The following is a 21,989-nucleotide window of genomic DNA, read 5'->3' as shown; positions in this document are numbered from 1 at the left end:
GTTTAATATTGGGGACGGTTCTCTGTTATCTCAATAACATTTCCCTTCTGTCTGAAGTGTACATTAGAAACTTTGGATAATATATCTACTGCTTTTTGTAATGGTTGGTCGCGGAAGATGACTCCTGCAAACTTTCGTTCACGCAATTGCGGGTCGGTAAAGGTTATGTTGACGTTATACCAGCGCGAAAGTTGTTGTACAATAGTTTCCAGTGACGTATCGGTATATTCGTATATACCGTTTGCCCAGGAAGTATATTCCTGTACCTGAACTGTTTGTGTATTAATTGTTTTTGATTGTATGACAGCTTGCTCACCGGGTGAAAGAGATTTTTGTTCTGTCCCTTTCTTTTCCTCGCAGTATACTTTTACGGCTCCTTCTTCCAAGGTTACGGTAGTTTGATTCTTCTCGTAAGTATTGACATTAAACCGTGTTCCTACTACTTCTACTATACCGTACGGGGTATGTACAATGAAAGGATGGAGCGTATCTTTGGCAACTTCAAAGAGAGCTTCTCCTGTGAGGTAGACTTCTCTTTTATTACCGGTAAAAGAAACGGGATAAGTAAGGCGGCTTTCGGCATTGGCGTGTACACGTGTACCGTCTGAAAGCACGAGTTTATATTCTCCTCCTCTGGGTACATTTAAAATATGCTTTCCTGCATTCTTTTGTATACTCGTTTGAGTGTCGTATCTTAATTCTTTTTCTGTATTTTGAGCAACTTGCATGCCGTTTGCATTAAATATAGATTTATCTTGCGACAGCAGGTCGTAAGATTCTCCGTTATTTACAAACAGGGTTGCTTTCTGTTCCCCTCTGTGTGCAAATAGAGATTGGTCATATTCTGTGAGTGTGTAAAAACTGAAAGCTGCTATTAACAGGCAGGCAGCGGCAGTGCTGCTCCAATAGGTGTACATTCGTATCCGTTTACGGTGGCGGATGCGTTGCTGGATTGATTCCCATGCTTGTGCTTCATCGCATTGTGCCGCAAATTCATTTACCCGTTTCAACCGGTACCAGTTGAGCAAAGTAATCAGATTTTTCTCCGTTTTATTATGATCTTCTTGATTCATCTTTTCTCTCGTTTTATTATATGATCCGGAATTGTGTAAAATGGGTGTCAAAAACGAGAGACTTTTTTTCTTGGAAGATTTATGATAGGTTTATCAAGAATAAAGATACTAGAAGTAATTTCTCGTTTTTACGCAGTTTCTTCATCGCTCTGGCAAGATAAGTCTTTAATGTATTGACGCTGATATGCAGTTCGCTAGCTACTGCTTTATAGCTTTTGTTTTCAATAACGACACCATAGAGTGCTTTCTTTTCTTGTTCGGGCAATGCTGCTAAAGCTTTTTCCAACTCCTTTTCTTTTTGTTCACGTTCATTCTCTTCAAGGCTTTCACATATATATAGGTATTCTTCTTCGTTTAGAAGAATATCGCTGGAGTCTATCTTTTCTCGTTTTTCAATGAATTTCAGTGATGCATTGCGAATACAGAGATAGGCATATCCTTTCAGATTGTCAGTAATGGTTTTATAGAGCTTTTTTTCCCAGAATGAAATAAAAAAACTTTGAACGATATCTTCGGATTCGGAAAAGTCATCTGTAATCTGTACTGCATACATACATAAACGGATATAGTAACGCTGAAAGAAAAGGTTGAAAGCCTTCTCCTTATCCGTGCTGAATAGACTTACTAATTCTTTATCCGTTAAATGATTCATTTTTATAATAGAATTACGCAATGCAAAATAACATAAAAATCTTAAGATATAATACTTCTTGTTTATGTTTTTATGATAAAACGTCATTGAAATACCTATTTGTAGGTATTCGATATCTTTTTGAAAGTGTAGATGTTCAGTCGGAAATGCAGCTGTAAGGCCGGAAACATGGGAGATTTAGGCGTTTTTTTCTATGAGTTTTTCTTTTGAAGGGAATAGAGGGATGGAATAGTTATAAAAAAGAAAAAAGAGTTCTGTTTTAGAACCCTTCTGCGATGTTTGTGGAGCGTATCGGACTCGAACCGATCACCTCGACACTGCCAGTGTCGCGCTCTAGCCAGATGAGCTAACGCCCCTTTTCTATCTTATATGATAACGTTTGTAAACGAATCTTTTTTGTTGCCGCAAATATAATGCATTATTCTGAAATAATTGCTATGTTTGCGGTAAATAATAGTATGAAATTAAGATATGCTGATTTATAATACAACTTTTCAAGTGGACGATGACGTTCACGACAATTTCATGATTTGGATAAAAGAAAGCTATATCCCTGAAGTACAGAAACACGGTGCTTTAAAAGCACCGCGCATTTGCCGGATATTGAGTCATCGGGAAGAAGGAAGTGCGTATTCTTTGCAATGGGAGGTGGAAAGCAGCGGGTTGCTGCATCGTTGGCATTTGGAACAGGGAGTACGTTTGAATGATGAACTGGCAAAAATATTTAAAGATAAAGTGATCGGGTTTCCGACCCTGATGGAGGTGATAGAGTGATTCAACCGGTAAAAGAAAAGATAATCCTGGGGATTGACCCCGGTACGACAATCATGGGATACGGTGTTCTAAGAGTGAAAGGAACCAAGCCTGAAATGATTGCGATGGGGATTATCGACTTGCGTAAATTTGCCAACCACTATCTGAAACTTCGCCATATCCATGAACGGGTATTGAGTATTATTGAAAGTTATCTGCCTGATGAGCTGGCTATTGAAGCGCCTTTCTTCGGTAAAAATGTACAATCGATGTTGAAGTTGGGCCGTGCACAGGGGGTAGCGATGGCAGTGGCGTTGAGCCGGGACATTCCGATTACGGAATATGCTCCTTTGAAGATAAAGATGGCTATCACCGGAAACGGGCAGGCATCAAAAGAACAGGTAGCGGATATGTTGCAGCGGATGTTGCGCTTTCCCAAAGAGGATATGCCTACTTTTATGGATGCAACAGACGGATTGGCGGCAGCCTATTGTCATTTCCTGCAAATGGGACGCCCGGCAATGGAAAAAGGTTATAATAGCTGGAAGGATTTTATAGCGAAGAATCCGGATAAGGTGAAGTAAAGCGACTGATTATAGGGATAGATATAAAGGAAATATCTAGGGGAGGTTTAAATGAAGATGGGAAGTAATTATTTAGCAATATTAGGGGTGACTACAGTGACAACAGTAATGAGCTGCTCCCCTGCGAAAAAGGAATATGCTTCTTTTGAGCTGTATCCGGTTCGTACGGGAAGTCTTATGGAAATGGAATATACGCCGTTGGCAACCAAATTCTATCTTTGGTCACCAACTGCAGAAGAAGTACGCCTGATGCTATATGATGCCGGTGAAGGCGGACATGCTTATGAAACAGTAAAGATGGAACCCACAGAAGATGAAACCTGGACAACTTCAGTAGACAAGAACCTGCTTGGTAAATTCTATACTTTCAATGTAAAAATTAACGATAAATGGCAGGGAGACACGCCGGGAATCAACGCCCATGCTGTCGGAGTGAATGGGAAACGTGCCGCCATTATTGACTGGAAGACTACAAATCCCGAGGGATGGGAGAGTGACAGGCGTCCTTCTCTGAAATCTCCTGCTGATATGATTATCTATGAAATGCATCATCGTGACTTCTCGGTTGATTCTACTTCGGGAATTAAGAATAAAGGTAAATACCTCGCATTGACTGAACACGGGACCATGAATTCGGATCGGTTACTGACCGGTATCGATCACTTGATAGAACTGGGTGTGACACATGTACATCTTCTTCCTTCCTCTGACTATGCTTCTATCGACGAAACAAAACTGGAAGAAAACCACTATAACTGGGGATATGATCCGGCGAATTATAATGTGCCGGATGGCTCTTATTCAACTGATCCTTATCAACCTGCCACTCGTGTGAAAGAGTTCAAACAGATGGTACAAGCATTACATAGAGCTGGTGTTCGTGTGATAATGGATATGGTTTACAATCATACTTTTAATACCGTTGAAAGTAACTTTGAACGTACTGTTCCCGGTTATTTTTATCGTCAGAAAGAAGACGGGACATTGGCAAATGGTTCCGGATGCGGTAATGAGACGGCAAGCGAACGCCCTATGATGCGCAAGTTCATGATAGAGTCCGTTCTTTACTGGATAAAAGAATATCATATTGACGGTTTCCGTTTTGACTTGATGGGGGTGCATGATATTGAAACCATGAATGAGATCCGGAAAGCGGCGAACAAGGTTGATCCTACCATTTGTATTTATGGAGAAGGTTGGGCAGCCGACACTCCCCAATATCCGGCAGATTCGTTGGCAATGAAAGGGAATGTTTCCCACATGCCGGGAATTGCCGTATTCTCGGATGAATTGCGTGACGGGCTTTGCGGACCTGTGTGGAAAAAGGAGAAAGGGGCTTTCCTCGCCGGAGTTCCGGGAGCAGAAATGAGTGTTAAATTCGGTATTGTGGGTGCTATTGAGCATCCGCAAGTACGGTGTGATTCTGTTAATTATAGTCAGAAACCGTGGGCGGAGCAGCCTACCCAGATGATTAGCTACGTTTCCTGCCATGACGGTTTGTGCCTTGTTGATCGCTTGAAAGCAAGTATGCCGGGAGCTACTCCCGAGCAACTGGTTCGACTTGATAAGCTTGCGCAGACGGTAGTCTTCACTTCGCAAGGTATTCCTTTTATCTATGCAGGAGAAGAAGTGATGCGCGATAAACAAGGAGTGGACAATAGTTATAAGAGTCCGGATGCAGTCAATGCTATCGATTGGCGACGTAAAACGACGAACGGAGATGTTTTCATGTATTATAAGCGACTCATAGATCTGCGTAAGTCCCATCCCGCTTTCCGTATGGGAGATGCGGAAAAGGTTCGGAAGCATCTGGAGTTTCTTCCGGTGGAGGGACAAAACCTGATTGCATTCCGCCTGAAGGATCATGCGAACGGGGATAGTTGGGAAGATATTATCGTAGCTTTTAATTCCCGTATGACTCCTGCGCGTTTGGAAGTGCCTGTTGGTAAATATACAGTGGTATGCAAAGATGGCGTGATAGATGTGCGTGGATTAGGTACGCAGACCGGACCGGAAGTAATTATTCCCGGACAGTCTGCATTGATTATGTACAAGTAACTTTTGTTTGAAGATTAAGAATCATTTTCCGGTATACATACCGATAATAGTTCCTGTAAACCCACCTGCTTTATGGGTGCTTAAGATGGTGGCATCTAAATCGTTGACTACTTCTTGCCATTTCTTCTTGTCGAAAGATAGGGTGAAGCTGTATTTTCCACCGCGTCCAGTGATACGAAGGTAAAGAGGGAGGTCGGTTCGTTTATCCTCTAGTGTAAATGTACCTTCAGTTGTCTGTTTGCCATTGTCAGTACGGACTACAGTAATCACTTGTTTTCCTTCCCGGATTGTTTTGCCAAAAATGAGATTGAATTTTTCATTCTGATAGCAGACAAGTCCGGCAAATGTTTGTTCATTGAGCGGAGTGAAACTCATTTCCGTAGTAACAGTGAAATTGGTATGTTGCTGACGATGACCAATAAAGGCGGGAGCACCCACAGTATAAATATCAGAAGCGGCAGGAGTCAGATGAAGTTTGCCTTCGTGAATACTCCACCAGTTCTCTCGCGGTGTCCGGATGAACAGCCATTCCAAAGCTAATTTCTCATCGGTATTGAAGTCATCTCTCCATCTAAAGTTACCTGTAAATGTTTGTGGCGTAATTCCGGCAACATCAGCTTTCCAATTTTCGGGACGTACAACAGTAGGAATTGCTTTCCCTTTTTCCATAATGACAGGTGTTCCCTTTTTCCATGTAACCGGAAGCAGGAATGTTTCACGTCCGGTATGGTATAAGTCACCTTCATAAGGGCGGCAAGCCAGGAATATGGCAAACCATTGTCCGTCCGGTGTTTCAATAAGATCGGCATGTCCTGTGCAGGTGATTGGATTGGCACGGTCTTCGGGGAGATCGCGTTGCGTTAAGATCGGGCTGTCGGATACGGGTCGGTAGGGACCTTTCACATGGTCGGAGGTGAAAATAACCTCTGAATGATTGACGGATGTGCCACCTTCAGCAGCCATCAGATAATATTTTCCTTTGATTTTATAGAGATGGGGTCCTTCTATCCAGATAGGGTGTTTGCTTTTGTCTACGCCTCCATCTACGATGACTTGTTTTTTCCCGAATGTCTGGTCGGTGCCCGGATCATAGTTGTGAATCCAGATGGCACGATGCCCGTCATATTCCGGTATTCCTATTGGTGCGTCATTATGAACGAGATATGCTTTTCCATCTTCGTCGAAGAAGAGGGAAGGATCGATTCCGCCAACTTCAGGAAGAAGGATCGGGTCGCTCCAACCTTGTTGCGGGTCTTTCGTTTTTACAACAAAATTGCCGATGCCATCTACGCAGGTGGTAACCACATAAAAAGTGTCATTAGCAGGATTATAGCTGATGGCTGGTGCATAAATACCTCCGCTTAGGCGGATGTTGTCGAGTTTTAATTGTGAGGGACGGTCGAGTACGTGTCCTATTTGTTCCCAATGTACGAGGTCACGGCTGTGTAGGATTGGGATTCCCGGATAGTAAGAGAAAGAGGAATGTATCATGTAATAGTCTTCTCCTTTCCGGCAGATACTGGGATCCGGGTAAAAACCACAGACAATCGGATTCCGGTATTCATAGATCGAATCAATCGGTGTTTCGAAAATAACATCTTCTCCCTGATATTCGAAGAAGTCGAAAATGGCTTCATTTGTTTGGGGAATGGATTGGCATCCGGTTATATTAAATCCGGTAGCTATGGTAAACAGGATAATAATTAGAGAAAAGAAAATCTTTTGTGTCGTCATGGCTCTACTTTATTAATGAATGAAATGGAACATTTGTGATACACGGCAAAGATAACGGCTTCTTTTCTAATTCGGATTCTTGTTTGTAACAAGTCTTATTCTGTTTGTTACATCTGTTGTTCTTTATATTCACTCGGTGAAATTCCGTAAAAGTCTCTGAATGTATTGGAAAAATGAGAGAGGTTGGAGAAGCCTGTAGCGTATGCAACTTCCGAAACGCTTAGATTCTTCTCACGTAGCAGATTGGCAGCTTGTTTCAGTCTGATAGAACGAATGAAATCTCGTGCTGACTGATTAGTCAACTCCTTTAATTTGCGGTGCATATGTACGCGGCTCATTCCAACGTTGGCTGCCAGCATCTCTACATTAAGGGCAGGATCGGCGAGATGGTCATTGATGGTTCTCATTACTTTACTCATTAAGATCTCATCATTGGACTTCATTTCTATCTTTGTTATTTTTTCTTCTACTTGTTGTTCACCTACCAGTTTGCCGCGCAGTCTTTCCCGATTGGCTATCAGATTACTGATAGTAGTTCGTAATAATTCAGTGTTGAATGGTTTTACGATATAAGCATCTGCTCCAATTTCAAGCCCTTCGATTTGGTCTTCGGCTTTCGATTTGGCGGTTAATAATATAATCGGTATATGATTGATATTGATATTCTGTTTTATTTTCCGGCAGAGAGTGATCCCATCCATTTCGGGCATCATAACATCACTGATGACGAGATCGGGTTTCTCCTTCAAAATGGTTTCCAGTCCTTCCCGTCCATTTGTACATTCATAGATACGGAAATCACTATCCAGTTCGCTACGTATGTAGCGGCGTATTTCTTCATCATCTTCTACAATTAAGACGCGATAACGTGTTTTTGCTTTGGGTTTCCTGTACTCATTGGTTTTGTTTTCTTCTTCCGTTTCATAGATCGAATCTTTGGGAAGTTGGGAGATGGTTGGTTCGCTTCCGGTTTCTTCAGGATTTTCCAGTTCCTCTGCTTTCAAGTGATTACTACCTAACGGTAGGCGGATGACGAAACGGGTTCCTTGTCCGTCTTCGCGGTTTTCTGCTTTGATGATGCCGTGGTGCAGTTCCACTAACGACCGTGAAAGATGCAGTCCGATTCCTGTACCGAAATTAGATTGTGTCATGTCGTTGTCAATCTGATAGAAACGCTCGAATATTTGTTCTATTTTGTTTTTGTCAATACCGATCCCGTTATCGGTGATATCTATTTCGAAATAATCTTTCAAAGCACCCCGGTAGGCATCGTTGTGACCGGTTTTCAATAACACTTCGATATTTCCTCCCTCATGTGTATATTTGAAAGCATTGGAAAGGACATTCATCAATACTTTGTCAAAGTTATTTAGATCAATCCATACTTTCAGAGAATCAGCACCTTCCAGTTCTTTTTCGAAAGTAAATGTGATGTTCTTTTTTTGCGCTTGATAATTGAATGTTTGCATCAAGTCATTGATAAATCCTACGATATCTGTTTCCCGGAATTTCAGATGCATTTGTCCTTTGTCCAGTTTTCGTATGTCCATCAGTTGATTGATTAGGCGTAGAATACGTTGGGCATTCCGGTAAATCATGAGATAAACCGGTTGTTTCTCGGAATGTTCGGCTAACAGTTTCTCTAACGGGCTGATGATAAGAGTCATCGGGGTACGTATTTCATGTGAGATATTAATGAAGAATTGTAATTTGGCTTCGTTAATCTGTTCCATGTGTTTTTGTCGCATCACTTCTTGCCGGTGGCGGATACGTGACAGAATGTACATGGTAAGAGCATAGATTAGTAATGCTCCGAGGCATCCCCAGATTACTTTTGCCCACCAGGTCTGGTACCAGGGTGGAGTGATGGCAATAGTAACTGTGCGGATATTAGAGAAATTATTATGGTCGCGTGCCTGTACGGAGAAAGTGTATTTCCCCGGTTTCAGACTGCTATAAGTCACCCGGTTTGTTCCCGGTTGCGTACTGATCCATTCATCGCCTAATTCTTTTATCTTATATTGATAACTAATCCGGTCGGGATTGCTGAATTCCAAAACAGAAAAATCAATGCTGAATGTATTTTCATTATATGCCAGTGTAAATTGCTCGGTATCCATGACAGCAGTATCAGTGATGACATTGTTGCCGGATTTATCCCCTTTTTTCACAGGGCGGTTAGCAACGTGAAAGCCGGTAATCAATACATTCATTTCTTTTTTGATTTCGGTGATATCCTGGGGGTAGAAAGCTGTTACTCCATTGGTACCTCCAAAAAATATCTTGCCGCGTTTATCTTTAAATACAGCAGTGCGTGTAAACTCATTTCCTTGCAGACCGTCGCCTGCATAATAGTTGATAAACTTCTTTTCCGGAGGATTCAGTTTGGAGATTCCCTGATGGGTACTGATCCATATATTTTTTTTCTCGTCTTCAGCCAGGCCGCAAATAATATCACTGGGGAGTCCATCGGCAGTAGTGAAAAGTACCGGTGTTAGTCTGTCTTTATTCAGGCAGACCAGTCCTTCGGAAGTACCAGCCCAGATCTCTCCATTACTACTTTCCAATAAACTGTAAACGACATACCCGGGGAGGAGATTGTTTTGCTTTTTATAATTGATAAAATTGTCCGTTTGAGGATTGAGTACGGCCAGACCTTTATAAGTGCCGATCCATATCATTCCCTCTTTATCTTCCAGTAGGTAGCTGATCCAATCGTTCGGAAGACGGTTGATGCTCCAGTCATCGTTTTCGTTGCGGGTAGATTCGTAATAGGTGACATGTTGAGTTGGTAAATTGATTTTGTATAAGCCCGAACCATAAGTACCCACCCAGAGATTCTTGTTTTTGTCTTCAATGATGCAGGAAACTTTGGGCTTGCCTGCGTTAAGATTTCCTTGTAAAAGAGAGGTGGCATCTTGACATGTTCCGGTTTGTTTGTTCATCCGTGCCAGACCATCGAAGTAAGATCCTAGCCAAAGTTCCTGATTGGAATCTTCATAGAGACATAGGATAGTGCCGGGGACAGATTGGGGATTACCTGCCTGATGGGTGTAATGGCGTAATTGTTTTCCCTGATCGTTTATGGCATATAATCCGTCGTTATCCGTACCTATCCAGATTGTAGCTTGTTCATCTGTATGAATAGCCATAACACAGCTGGAACCAATAGTGTTGTTGTGTATTGATTTGTAGCCATAGTAGTCGAACTTGTTTGAAATGCCGGGCACTAGTATCAAACCTTTCTGAAAAATGCCCAGCCATAAATTGTGATCTTTATCTTCGATTAACGAGTGAACCTTGGATTTGGAGAAGTCAAAGGGACCCGCATTAATCTCACTGTCCACAATAATATCTTGTTGAGGCTGATATTCTTTTACTCCTTCACCGTCTGTTCCTATGATAAGTTTTCCACGGGTATCAATGATGAGAGTCCGGATATTCAAATTCATCCGGTTTTGGTAGAGGACAGGTTCGAAGTTTCCTTCCTGTCGGGATGATAGTCTGAAAAGACCTTTTGTCAAGGTTCCTACGAAAATTTGTCCGTGTGCATCCTCACAAATGGCAGAAACGTCATCGCCTGCTATATGATAAGGTGCTTTATAGCTTTTAAGCTCTTTACTTTCCGGAGAATAACGGTACAGTCCTTTTTCTTCTGTAGCAATCCATAAATTTTGCCGGGAATCTTCGAAAATGACATTCAGGTAGTTACTACCTATCCGGTCTGTCAGTTCGGTTTCGATATGGAAGGAGGCGGGATTGCTGTTCTTTTTTAGGGATATGGCGCCTTGTCCGGAAGTTGCTATCCAAAGATCTCCGTTCCGGCGTTCAATAATGGAAGTGATATGAGGATTTTTTCGTCCGTCTTTCCGAGAGATGAATAATTCGTGAAAGTTATCTGTGGCGCGGTCATATCGTTGTAAGCCATTGATGCATCCGATCCAGAAATTACCGCGACTGTCTTCGAATAATGTCCGTACATAGTTGTTTTTCAAGCTGGTGCTATCCGTAGCATTATGTCGATAGATCGAGAAACGTGTCCCGTCGAATTTATTAAGTCCGTTTTCGGTAGCTATCCAGATAAATCCTTTCCGGTCCTGATATACGGCATTGATCAGACTGTTGGAAAGTTCTTTGTCTGTTGAATAGAATTTGCCGGTCTGTGCTTTCATAACAGGAGTGCTTCCTATCAGGAAACAGTATATGGAAAAAAGGAATAGGATTTGTGCTTTCATACTCATTAATATAAGCAGGGTTTATTGGTGCTTTTTATATAGACAAAGATACTATATTAAATTAAAATAGCATTAGCTTTGTTACTTTTCCTTTTACTGATGTTACGTGCAAACCCTTTAGGGATGCTTCTGGGAGGGGTATGTAACGGGTGTGCAATAGCTTGTAACGTACATGCAAGTGTATGTAACCGCCTGTCAATTGCTTGAAACAAAATCTCCACCTATGCTTGATATATTATCCATAAATTTGCATTAACCAAAAAAATGAATTGTCGGACACCTTAAAATAATAACTGCTTATGGAAACATGAATTCCTTACTCTATTCCTTATTATAAATAAGAAGAGAAAAACCTATAACTTGGATTAACCACTATCATTATTAATTAAAAAAATGATTTTATGGAAAGCACAAATCATTATTTTCGACCGTTAGGTCTTATCATTCTTTTCTGCCTCTTCCCTGTATGGGTATTGGCACAGACTGTTTCCGTGACGGGAGTGGTCAAAGATGCATCGGGCGAACCGATTATCGGAGCCAGTGTAGTAGAAGCTGGCACTACCAATGGTATAGTTACCGATTTGGATGGTAATTTTAAGTTGAATGTATCAGCCAAAGGTAGCTTGAAGATTTCTTTTATCGGATATCAGACACAAACGATTCCTGTAGCCGGGAAAAAGCAGTTTGATATTACCCTCAAAGAAGATGCAAAAGTATTAGACGAAGTAGTAGTAGTTGGATATGGTCAGATGAAACGTAGTGACCTGACCGGTTCTGTTGTATCGGTCAACGATGAAGCCATTAAGAAATCTGTAGTGACTTCCGTTGACCAGGTACTGCAAGGACGTGCTGCTGGTGTGCAGGTACAGGCTAATAGCGGTATGCCCGGTGGTAGTTCTTCCATCCGTATTCGTGGTATCAACTCTTTGAATGCCTCCAATGAACCTATCTTTGTCATTGACGGTATTATCATCGACGGTTCCACAGGTTCGGGAAGTGATAATGCACTGGCATCTATCAATCCTTCGGACATCGTCTCTATGGACGTATTAAAGGATGCTTCCGCCACTGCTATTTATGGTGCGCGAGCTGCAAACGGTGTGATTATGATTACTACCAAACGTGGACAGAAGGGTGAGGCGCAAATAACTTATGACGGATATATAGGATGGCAGGAAATGCCTAAAAAACTGGATATGCTGAATCTGCGGGAATATGCGGAGCATAAGAATGTTCGTTCAGGAAAAGACTATTCGGGAAATGATTGGGGAATAGTGAACAAGGATAATAACTTTGTTCGTCCGGATTTACTAGGTGAGGGTACAGACTGGCAGGATGAGATGTTCTCTAAAGCTATGATGACCAGTCATAATCTTTCTGTGACCGGAGGTACTGATAAAAGTAACTATGCTTTGGGAGCAGGCTACCTCAATCAGGATGGTATTGCTGTTGGTTCAGGGTTCAGGCGTCTGAACTTACGAGGTAGTTTTGATGCCCAGGTGAAGAGCTATTTAAAAATGGGTATTAACTTTGCGTTTAGTAATTCCCGTCAGAAATTGACTGTATCTGACGAGTCGTTGATTAGAACTGCTTTATTGCAGAGTCCGAGTGTGGCTGTTCGTAATGCTGAAGGCACATTTGACGGACCGGATACGGACGAATGGGTACAAACGAATCCGGTGGGTCTTGCCATGATTAAGGATAACCGCAACGAGAAAATGGGTATTCGGGCAAACACCTATGCTGAAGCTACTATCATTGACGGACTGACGTTTAAAACGGAATTGTCTTTCGATTATGGGGTAGCTAATACTTATAAATTTGATCCCTCATATACTTTTGGTGCGATTGAAAATACGGACCGTCAGGGGACTTTCTCCAAATCATATAATAAGTTCTGGAGTTGGAGAAATATCGTGAATTACATGAAAACTTTTGGAGTGCACAATGTGAATGCAATGATTGGTCAGGAAATGCAGGAGAGCAAATGGGAATATCTGATGGGAAGCCGTATGGGATATTTGTCCAATGCCGCAACCGACCTGACATTGGGAGATGCCGCAACAGCCAAGAATAATGGTAATAGTGGAGAAAGTTCGATTTTATCTTATTTCGGCCGTCTGTTCTATTCATACGATGACAAATATCTATTGACATTTACTCTTCGTCGCGACGGTTCTTCCAAATTCTACAAAGATAATCGTTGGGGATGGTTCCCGTCGGCTGCTTTGGCTTGGAAGGTTTCCAATGAATCTTTTTTGAAAGACAACAATATTATTAATAATCTGAAATTGCGTTTAGGATGGGGCGTTGTAGGTAATCAGAATGTGCCTAATAATGCATATAAAGCCATTTATTCATCTGTTGCTACCGTTTGGGGAACAGGATTGCTGGCTGGCAATACTCCGAATCCCGAATTGAAATGGGAGTCTACTTATTCAAGTAATCTGGGACTTGATATTAATCTTTTCCAGAACAGGATTGAATTGATTGCCGATATTTATTATAAGAAAACAAATGATTTGTTGTTGCAAGTGCCTCTTCCTGCTTACGTGGGAACTTCAGGTCAGGGCTCTACTTCCGCACCCTGGAAGAATGTGGGTTCTTTGGAGAATAAAGGACTTGAGTTGACTTTAAATACAGTGAATATTGATAAAGGCGGATTCCAATGGAGAAGTAACGTGGTATTCTCTATGAACCGTAATAAAGTAAAATCGCTGGATACGGCAACCAGCCTGATAGATAAGAGTAATCAGACAGGCGAAACAATAACCGTACTGACGCGTACATCAGTAGGAAACCCTATCGGACAGTTTTATGGTTATAAAGTGATTGGCCGCTTTGAAAAGGCTACTGACTTTTACTATAAAGATGCTTCCGGAGCAATTAAGCCGGTAGCATTGCCTGAAGGTATGTCGATTTCCAAGAATAGTGTCTGGATTGGTGATTATATTTTTGAAGATGTAAACAAAGACGGTGTTATCAATGAACAGGACCGTACTTATATCGGTAATCCTGAACCGGACTTTACTTTCGGCTTCGGTAACTCTTTCTCTTATAAAGGCTTCGACTTGAGCATTAACCTGACCGGATCGGTGGGAAATGAAGTTGTAAACTGGGGGCGTCGTGAACTTGAAAATCCACGGGGCAATAATAATATCCTGAAATCGGCGTTGGATTATGCACAACTGGCTTTGATTGATCCGAATGGTCCGGATGATTATCGGAATATACAGATTGTAGGCGGTGACCCTTATGCTTGCCGTATGGCTATTGCCAAAGGGACAGATGATTCCAATTATCGTTTCAGTGACCGCTTTGTGGAAGATGGTTCTTTCCTGCGTATTCAGTCTATCTCTTTCGGCTATACGTTCCCGCGTAAATGGTTGGCACCGATTGGTATTCAGAATCTGAAACTTTATTGTAACCTGCAGAATGTATATACATTCACAAAATACAAAGGGATGGACCCGGAAATAGGTTCTGCCAATCAGGACGCTTTGCTTACAGGCTTTGATAACTATCGTTATCCTTCTCCGCGAATTTATACATTCGGTCTGAATTTAACCTTTTAATCATTTAAAGTGACTAAATATGAAAACAAGTAAATATATATACTCTTTCATGTTGGCTGTAGCTTTGGCGTTTGCAGGATGCAGTGACTTCCTCGATTCTGAAGATAACTCCAATATCGCAGGAGATAACTTTTATCAAACGGAAGATGATTTCCGGGCAGCAACAGCTCCTTTGTATAATAAGGTGTGGTTCGACTTTAACGATAAGTTCTATTATGGACTGGGTGATGGACGCGGATTCAACCTTTGTGCGACAACCTCCAATTATATCTATCCTTTTGCCGATTTGACCGAAACCGGATTGACGGGGCCGTTAGTTTCGGCTTGGGGCTCATTATACAATATAGTACAGCAAACTAATAAGATTATTAACGGGATCAAAGGTAACTCATCCAATAGCGAAGAAGTGAAGAACCCATATATTGCTGAAGCACGGTTCATGCGTGGAGTTGCTTATTCCTATCTGGCGATGTTATGGGGAAATGTTATTATTAATGAAGATACGGATGAATTGGTAGCTAATCCAATTGTCAATACCAGCCCGGTAAGTGATGTCTATGAATTTGCGATGCGTGACTTGGAATTTGCGGCAAAATATTTGCCGGAGGTTTCTTCTGCTGCCGGACGTGTCAATAAATACAGTGCCTTTGGTATGTTGTCGCGTGTTTATCTGACGTATGCCGGTTATAGTAGTAACCCTAATAGTGCGACCCGTAATCAGGACTATCTGGATTTGGCAAAGAAAGCGGCTTTAAAAGTGATAGAAAACAGAAATTTTGAACTGATGACTGACTATGCCGATTTGTTTATGATTGATAATAATAACAACTCGGAAACACTGTTTGCTTTGCAATGGGTTAGTAATGGTACGTATGGAGAATGTAATACGATACAGGATTATTTCGCTTGTGAGTCAGCTATTACTGGTAATGACCGTGCATGGGGCGGTTATGTTTTTGCACAACCGGACGTGATTTGGGAGTATGAAAAAGGAGATAAACGACGTCAGCCGACTTGGATGGCTTATGGCGATCATTATCCTGAAATACAGAAAGCAAACGGAGGATATACTTGTGAGAAGAAAGCATCGGGTACTGTTTCCGGAATTTATTGTAAGAAATATGTTTGTGGTTCTAGCAAAGATAATGCGAAGATCACTTCCGGAAGTACTCCTATCAATACTTACATGTTGCGTCTGGCAGAAGTATATCTGATTTATGCAGAAGCTATATTGGGAAATAATCCTTCAACAGATGATGCCGATGCAATGGAATACTTTAACAAAGTGCGCAAGCGTGCCGGTTTGGAACCCCAAAATTCGATTACTTACGAAGATATTCGTCGTGAGCGTAGACTGGAACTTTGTCTGGAAGGACAGTATTGGTATGACTTGGTACGTAGAGCTTATTATAAACAACAGGAAGTACTCAATTATATCACCGGACAGGATAGGGGTACTGCTATCCCTGTAGTATGGGATGCGGATACACAAACTTTGAAGAGAGATGAAGATTCGGATGAAACAAAACGTGCCATAGGTGATATCGATTCCAGTATATTTCTTCTTCCTTATCCGGAATCGGAGACAGTGCAAAATCCTTTGTTGAAAGCGGATCCTGTGCCTTATGCATTTAAGGAAGACAGAATAACCGATTTGTTTAACTAAAAACGAGAATACGAATGAAAAGCTTGATATATAAAAATAGTATGAAAGCATTTGGCTTATTGGTGAGCCTGCTCATCTGCTCTTGTTCATTTGTTTCGTGTGACGACGATGACGATAATGGCGGAAGTTCTGTGATGAACATAACCGGGATCTACCTGGAAGACGCGAAGTCGAATGTTCCTGACCGTTTGGTCGATTTTGCCCGTTTGGGACAACTGATCCGAATTGAAGGTGAAGGATTCAACGGATTGAAGAAAGTGTATATTAATGGATATAACTGTTATTTTAATCCGGTATTTGTTTCGAATAAATCTTTTCTGGTTAGTGTGAACAGTAAAGTTCCGACTACAGAAGCTGACGAGAATGTACGTAATACAATTCGTTTGGTAAAAGATGGCGGTGAATACGTTTATGATTTCCAGATTCGTGCTGCTGCACCGTCTATAACGAGAATCTCCAACTGTATGCCGAATGTAGGTGAACCTATCATTGTTTATGGAAGTGGATTGACGGAAATAGCAAAAGTCGTTTTCCCCGGAAATGTGGTGGTGACAGATGGTATTACTTCTGATCTTGACGGTGAATATTTTATGGTGGATATGCCTGCCGGAGTTTCTGAAGAAGGCGGTTCTATTTTCGTAGAAGGTTCGAATGGTGGTGCTTATTCTCCTGCTTATTTCAATTATAAGAAAGGCTTGTTGTTGAACTTCGATGGAGTGGGTGCACAAGGAGCATGGGGCGATTCTGAAAGTATGATTCAAACAACCGAACTGGAATCTGCTTCGATTGGTGAAGGTAATGTGTCGCAAGGTGCTTACTGTCGTTTGCCATTAGAAAGACAGTTGCCGGTGGCAGCAGCGAAGAATCGTTGTGCTGAAGTTTGGACAGCTGGTAATGGCACTGATCCTGACTGGTTGACGCTGGGTGTCCCTGCTGAAACTCCTGTTGCCGAATGTGCTATTCAGTTTGAAATTTATGTGCCCGAACCTTGGTCTGAATCCGGATTCCTGAAGATTTGTGGTCAGAACGGATTCAATGGTGGAGAATGGGAGAGAGACTGTTATAATTACGTACCGTGGCTTGTAGGCGGAAAGATCGTTCCTTTCCAGACAACCGGTTGGCAGACTGTAACTGTTCCGTTCAGTGAATTCTACAAATCGAAAGCATCCAGCGGAGCTTGGACCACTTTTGCCGATGTGGCCGCTACCCGTGCATCTGCTTCTTATGCCAACTTCGGTTTCTATTTTGAGAACTCTGATATTACATTGGATAAGATCACAGGTGCGAGCTCGGATAAAGAAACAGAGTTTCTATCCAAAACAACTTCCGTGAAGATTTATATTGATAACTGGCGTGTCGTACCTTTGACGAAGCCGGAATATACCGATTTCCCGGATGAAGAAGAGGGTGCAGAATAATAATGACTTTAAATTGAAAAGATTATGAAATACAGAAATATGCTTCCGTTTGTTGCCTTGTCGGTGCTGATATTGACATCGTGTGACGATAATAAGATGGAGTGGTATAAAGACCCTACACATGGAGCGGTTACTTCTTCCGAGCTGCCTTTACAGTTGGCTGAAAAGATTTCCCGTTACAAGCCGTTGAAAGAATATTTATCCGATCCCAACTTTAAGTTGGGTATCGGAGTGGGGATGGATGAATATCTTGGTGACGAGACAACGAATACCATTGTGAATGAGAATTTTAATGATCTGACGATAGGATATGCCATGAAGCACGGTCCTATGGTCGATTCTAAAGGGAATTTGAAATTTGATAAGGTCGATCAGTTGTTTACAAAGACCACAGAAGCGGGTATCAGCATTTATGGGCACTGTCTGATTTGGCACACTAATCAGAATGCGAGTTATCTGAATAGTCTGATTGCACCGGAAGTTATTCCGGGACCGGCGGGCAGTAATTTGTTGGATCTCTCGGGCATTGAAGATGGAACCTTTGATGGCTGGGATCGTAAAAATGGAAGTGATGCGATGTCCATTGTGGAAGGAGAAGGGTTGACAGCTACTTCCAAAGCATTGAAATTTGCAGTAGGATCTTCTGTAACGGCATCTCATTCTGTGCAATTATATACTCCTGGCATTTCAGCAGTAAGTGGGCATAATTATGAAATTTCATTTTTTGTCCGTTCGGATGAACCAGGCAAAGCCCGACTGACTTTTGTTGGATTAGAGAATAATTATCCATATAAAGACTGGTATGCTACAGGTGGCAGTTGGACGGAAGCTTTTGAGACAACGTCTCAATGGCAGCAGGTGAAGATCACAGTGAATGATTTTGTTAGTACTACATTTCAGATTGCATTTGAATTTGGTTATTTGCCGGATGTGACTTATTATGTAGATAATATTGTTGTGACAGACAAAGATGCGGAGCCTACTGTGGTTAATCTGATTTCTAACGGAGATTTTGAAAGTAAGGCTATTACTCCTTGGGGAGCTTGGAGTAGTGGAAAGGCCGCGATTTCGGAAGAAGGTGAAGGATATGGAAGTTCATATTCGATGAAGCTGACTAGTTCTGTTGACGGAGGGGCGGGCAATGCATATAAGGCACAGGCCGGATATGGCTTTGATACTCCTTTGGAAGTCGGCAAGACCTATGAGTTCTTTGCTATGATTAAAGCAAGTGTCTCAACTACTTTCCAAATTCAAATTCAGAACTCAACGAGTTATGCAGGTGAATGCTATGTAGATGGAAATGTGAGCACGACTTGGACAGAATTTAAGAAAGAGTTTACAGTGTCTAAAGAGGATATGAATCGATTCTGTATCAATTTCGGAGTTAGTGCGGGTGATTATTATATAGATAATATCGTATTGTCGGAGAAAGTGGTGGAGACACGTGCTGTCACTCGTGCTTCCGGTCCTACTATCATTGAGAAGACCGACGAAGAAAAAGCCGAGATTATCAGAGATGCTATGGAAGACTGGATTTCAAAGATGGTTACCCATTGCAAACCTTATGTTCATGCATGGGACGTAGTCAATGAACCGATGGATGATGCAAAAACATCAGACATTAAGACTGGTAAAGGCAAAACTGATCTGGCTTCTGATGAATTCTACTGGCAAGATTATTTCCTGACTCCGAAAGACTATGCAGTAGAAGCTTTCAAACTTGCCCGTCAGTATGGAAATCCGGATGACAAACTATTCATCAATGATTATAATCTGGAATATAACCTCAATAAGTGTGATGGTCTGATTAAATATGTGGAATACATCGAAAGCAAAGGGGCCACAGTGGATGGTATCGGTACACAAATGCATATTGCTATTGATTCCAATAAAGACAATATTGCTCAAATGTTCCAGAAACTGGGTGCTACCGGCAAGTTGATTAAAGTATCCGAGTTGGATATTAAGGTTAACACCTCGTCGCCTACTACTGAAAATCTGGCACAACAGGCAGAAATGTATCAGTATGTCATTGATATGTACAAGAAGTATATTCCGGTGGATAAACAATATGGTATTACCATCTGGGGAGTATCGGACAATGAAAAAGAACATGTGAATTGGATACCGAATGACGCTCCGAACCTTTGGGATGCTAATTATGCACGTAAACATGCTTATAAGGGAGTGGCCGATGGTTTGGCTGGTAAAGATGTCAGCGGAGACTTTACCGGAGATTTGGAATAAATGATTTTATAACGATTAAAGAAGGGGAGAGTGAGGGTTACAGTAGTTGTTATTATCTTGGAGTGGATCGAATGAATAACAATAACTACTGTAATCCGCTCGTTCTAAAACTTTCCCTTTCCTCTTGTTTATCGGTGGTTTCAGCTTGAATGTAACATTGCAACAAGTTTTTGTAACATACGTAAACGATGATGTAACAAGCGAGTAATGATTTGAATCAGAATTTCTGGGTAAGTGGGAAGAAACTTCCTAAGTTTGCAAAGTGGAATCCCGATGGATTTCTTCTCTTGCTAAATTATCATGAAATAAAGACATATAAAAGAAAAGACAGAATGAATAAGTATTGGTTTTATAAGGTAGGGTTAGTAGTTGTGTTCCTTTGCTTCGCCTTGTTGGGCGGAGCAAAGGTTAAACTTCCGACTCTTGTTTCCGACGGAATGGTACTTCAGCGTGGGGAACCTGTCAATATCTGGGGAACGGCTGATCCTGATGAAACCGTTGATATAACTTTCCTGAAAAAGAAATATAAGACTGTTGCCGATGCACACGGTAACTGGAAAGTGACTTTGCCTGTATTGAAAGCTGGCGGACCTTATACTATGACCATTAATGATATCGAATTAAAGGATGTTCTTATTGGTGATGTTTGGGTATGTTCGGGACAGTCGAATATGGAATTGCCTGTTTCGCGGGTTACAGATCGTTTTCGCGATGAAATATCTACGGACAGCAACTATCCGATGGTGCACTATATAAAAACACCTCTGCTTTATAATTTTCATGCTCCGCAGACAGACATTCCGGGAATTTCCTGGCAAGCGATGACTCCTGAAAATGTGATGCCTTTCTCTGCTTTGGTCTATTTCTTCGCTAAAGAGATCTATCAAAAGACTAAAGTTCCGGTAGGAATCATAAATTCCAGTGTCGGAGGTTCACCGATAGAAGCGTGGATCAGTGAGGAAGGTTTGAAGCCTTTTCCATTTTATTTGAATGAAAAGCGTATCTATGAGTCAGACGATTTGATGGAGTCGATGAAAAAAGAGGAGAGGAAGAAAAGTCATGCCTGGAATGTGGCGTTGTTTCAGGGAGATAAAGGGATGCATGAGGCTACCCCTTGGTATGCTGCCGATTATGATGATAGCAATTGGAAAGAAACAGATTTGTTTGCTTCCAGCTGGGCAACAAACGGACTAAATACCATCAATGGTTCCCACTGGTTTCGTAAAGACTTTCAGGTGTCTGCACAACAGGCGGGAGAGAAAGCGACTCTTCGCTTGGGATGCATTGTGGATGCGGATTCTGTTTATGTAAATGGCACATTTGTGGGGACTGTCTCTTATCAGTATCCTCCCCGTATCTATACCATTCCTGCCGGATTGCTGAAAGCCGGAAAAAATACAATAACCATACGCCTTTTCAGTTATGGCGGTCGTCCTCAATTTGTAAAGGAGAAGCCTTATAAAATTCTTTTCGGAAAAGGTCAGCCGGAAAAAGGAGAATCGGAGATCAATCTGGAGGGGAGTTGGAAATATCATCTCGGTGCTCCTATGCCCGCTGCTCCGGGACAAACGGCTTTTCATTATAAACCCACAGGACTGTATAATGCCATGATTGCTCCTTTGCTGAACTATACGGTATCTGGTGTTATCTGGTATCAGGGAGAATCGAATGTCTCACGCAGAAATGAGTATAAAGACTTGTTGACGGCTATGATTAGCGATTGGAGACAACGATGGAATAAGTCGGATATGCCTTTCTATATCATTGAGCTGGCGGATTTCCTTTCACCCACAGATAAAGGAGGACGCACTGCCTGGGCGGAATTCCGGAAAGCGCAGACGGAAGTAGCCGATACAAATAAAAATGTTACTCTGATTAAAAATAGTGATTTAGGAGAATGGAATGATATTCATCCATTGGATAAAAAGACGCTAGGGCAACGAGTGGCAGCAGCTATCTTGATAGAAATGAATACGAAAAACTGAAAATGACCA

General features: G+C 41.7%; 12 protein-coding genes and 1 tRNA gene. 8 read left to right on the top strand and 5 right to left on the bottom strand.

What is annotated here, in order from left to right:
- Nucleotides 1–2: 2 nt before the first annotated feature.
- The 3 genes from I2I13_RS11315 to I2I13_RS11305 all read right to left on the bottom strand — a co-directional run bounded on the left by I2I13_RS11315 (nt 3) and on the right by I2I13_RS11305 (nt 2,081).
- Nucleotides 3–1,073: a FecR family protein gene (locus tag I2I13_RS11315; protein ID WP_195649540.1), complete on the bottom strand. Its 1,071-nt coding sequence runs from the start codon at nt 1,071–1,073 to the stop codon at nt 3–5.
- Between the two features lie 79 nt (nt 1,074–1,152).
- Complete coding sequence (locus I2I13_RS11310) at nt 1,153–1,725, bottom strand: sigma-70 family RNA polymerase sigma factor (RefSeq protein WP_122137782.1); 573 nt, start codon at nt 1,723–1,725, stop codon at nt 1,153–1,155.
- A gap of 282 nt (nt 1,726–2,007) precedes the next feature.
- Nucleotides 2,008–2,081: transfer RNA gene (locus I2I13_RS11305), tRNA-Ala, on the bottom strand.
- Between the two features lie 115 nt (nt 2,082–2,196).
- Here I2I13_RS11305 and I2I13_RS11300 point away from each other — a divergent pair.
- The 3 genes from I2I13_RS11300 to pulA are packed head-to-tail and all read left to right on the top strand — an operon-like array spanning nt 2,197 to nt 5,120.
- Nucleotides 2,197–2,499, top strand: a complete 303-nt coding sequence (locus I2I13_RS11300) for a DUF4286 family protein (protein WP_004304386.1) — start codon at nt 2,197–2,199, stop codon at nt 2,497–2,499.
- Complete coding sequence (gene ruvC, locus I2I13_RS11295; protein ID WP_195649539.1) at nt 2,496–3,062, top strand: crossover junction endodeoxyribonuclease RuvC; 567 nt, start codon at nt 2,496–2,498, stop codon at nt 3,060–3,062. The genes I2I13_RS11300 and ruvC overlap by 4 nt, the downstream gene beginning before the upstream one ends.
- A 51-nt stretch (nt 3,063–3,113) precedes the next feature.
- Nucleotides 3,114–5,120, top strand: a complete 2,007-nt coding sequence (gene pulA / locus I2I13_RS11290) for a type I pullulanase (protein ID WP_195649538.1) — start codon at nt 3,114–3,116, stop codon at nt 5,118–5,120.
- A 21-nt stretch (nt 5,121–5,141) separates the two neighbouring features.
- Here pulA and I2I13_RS11285 read toward each other — a convergent pair whose 3' ends face one another.
- The gene (locus I2I13_RS11285; RefSeq protein ID WP_195649537.1) at nt 5,142–6,854 is read right to left on the bottom strand and encodes a glycoside hydrolase family 43 protein; all 1,713 of its coding nucleotides are present in this window, start codon (nt 6,852–6,854) and stop codon (nt 5,142–5,144) included.
- A 107-nt stretch (nt 6,855–6,961) separates the two neighbouring features.
- The gene (locus I2I13_RS11280; RefSeq protein WP_195649536.1) at nt 6,962–11,095 is read right to left on the bottom strand and encodes a two-component regulator propeller domain-containing protein; all 4,134 of its coding nucleotides are present in this window, start codon (nt 11,093–11,095) and stop codon (nt 6,962–6,964) included.
- Nucleotides 11,096–11,490: 395 nt separating this feature from the next.
- Between I2I13_RS11280 and I2I13_RS11275 the strand changes: the two genes are divergently transcribed.
- The 5 genes from I2I13_RS11275 to I2I13_RS11255 all read left to right on the top strand — a co-directional run bounded on the left by I2I13_RS11275 (nt 11,491) and on the right by I2I13_RS11255 (nt 21,980).
- Nucleotides 11,491–14,664 (top strand): TonB-dependent receptor, encoded by a 3,174-nt coding sequence (locus tag I2I13_RS11275; protein WP_195649535.1) that lies wholly within the window; start codon nt 11,491–11,493, stop codon nt 14,662–14,664.
- A 19-nt stretch (nt 14,665–14,683) separates the two neighbouring features.
- Nucleotides 14,684–16,330, top strand: coding sequence for a RagB/SusD family nutrient uptake outer membrane protein (locus I2I13_RS11270; RefSeq protein WP_195649534.1), 1,647 nt, complete (start codon nt 14,684–14,686; stop codon nt 16,328–16,330).
- Between the two features lie 14 nt (nt 16,331–16,344).
- Entirely contained in the window at nt 16,345–17,748 is a 1,404-nt protein-coding gene (locus I2I13_RS11265) for a glycan-binding surface protein (RefSeq protein WP_195649533.1), read from the top strand.
- Between the two features lie 24 nt (nt 17,749–17,772).
- Complete coding sequence (locus I2I13_RS11260; RefSeq protein ID WP_195649532.1) at nt 17,773–19,995, top strand: endo-1,4-beta-xylanase; 2,223 nt, start codon at nt 17,773–17,775, stop codon at nt 19,993–19,995.
- Nucleotides 19,996–20,327: 332 nt separating this feature from the next.
- Complete coding sequence (locus I2I13_RS11255) at nt 20,328–21,980, top strand: sialate O-acetylesterase (protein WP_195649531.1); 1,653 nt, start codon at nt 20,328–20,330, stop codon at nt 21,978–21,980.
- Nucleotides 21,981–21,989: the final 9 nt, after the last annotated feature.

The sequence above is a fragment of the Bacteroides sp. D55t1_190419_B8 genome (assembly GCF_015558905.1).
Taxonomy (GTDB): Bacteria; Bacteroidota; Bacteroidia; order Bacteroidales; family Bacteroidaceae; genus Bacteroides; species Bacteroides vicugnae.
Note: the sequence above shows the minus strand (reverse complement) of the source record. Positions and strands in the feature narration are given on the sequence as shown.

Excerpts from the sequence above, each read along its gene's own strand:
- I2I13_RS11260 (WP_195649532.1), top strand. The coding sequence starts at position 17,773 with ATGAAATACAGAAATATGCTTCCGTTTGTTGCCTTGTCGGTGCTGATA.
- I2I13_RS11310 (WP_122137782.1), bottom strand. The coding sequence starts at position 1,725 with ATGAATCATTTAACGGATAAAGAATTAGTAAGTCTATTCAGCACGGAT.
- I2I13_RS11300 (WP_004304386.1), top strand. The coding sequence starts at position 2,197 with ATGCTGATTTATAATACAACTTTTCAAGTGGACGATGACGTTCACGAC.
- I2I13_RS11275 (WP_195649535.1), top strand. The coding sequence starts at position 11,491 with ATGGAAAGCACAAATCATTATTTTCGACCGTTAGGTCTTATCATTCTT.
- I2I13_RS11270 (WP_195649534.1), top strand. The coding sequence starts at position 14,684 with ATGAAAACAAGTAAATATATATACTCTTTCATGTTGGCTGTAGCTTTG.
- I2I13_RS11255 (WP_195649531.1), top strand. The coding sequence starts at position 20,328 with ATGAATAAGTATTGGTTTTATAAGGTAGGGTTAGTAGTTGTGTTCCTT.
- I2I13_RS11285 (WP_195649537.1), bottom strand. The coding sequence starts at position 6,854 with ATGACGACACAAAAGATTTTCTTTTCTCTAATTATTATCCTGTTTACC.
- I2I13_RS11280 (WP_195649536.1), bottom strand. The coding sequence starts at position 11,095 with ATGAGTATGAAAGCACAAATCCTATTCCTTTTTTCCATATACTGTTTC.
- I2I13_RS11265 (WP_195649533.1), top strand. The coding sequence starts at position 16,345 with ATGAAAAGCTTGATATATAAAAATAGTATGAAAGCATTTGGCTTATTG.
- I2I13_RS11315 (WP_195649540.1), bottom strand. The coding sequence starts at position 1,073 with ATGAATCAAGAAGATCATAATAAAACGGAGAAAAATCTGATTACTTTG.
- pulA (WP_195649538.1), top strand. The coding sequence starts at position 3,114 with ATGAAGATGGGAAGTAATTATTTAGCAATATTAGGGGTGACTACAGTG.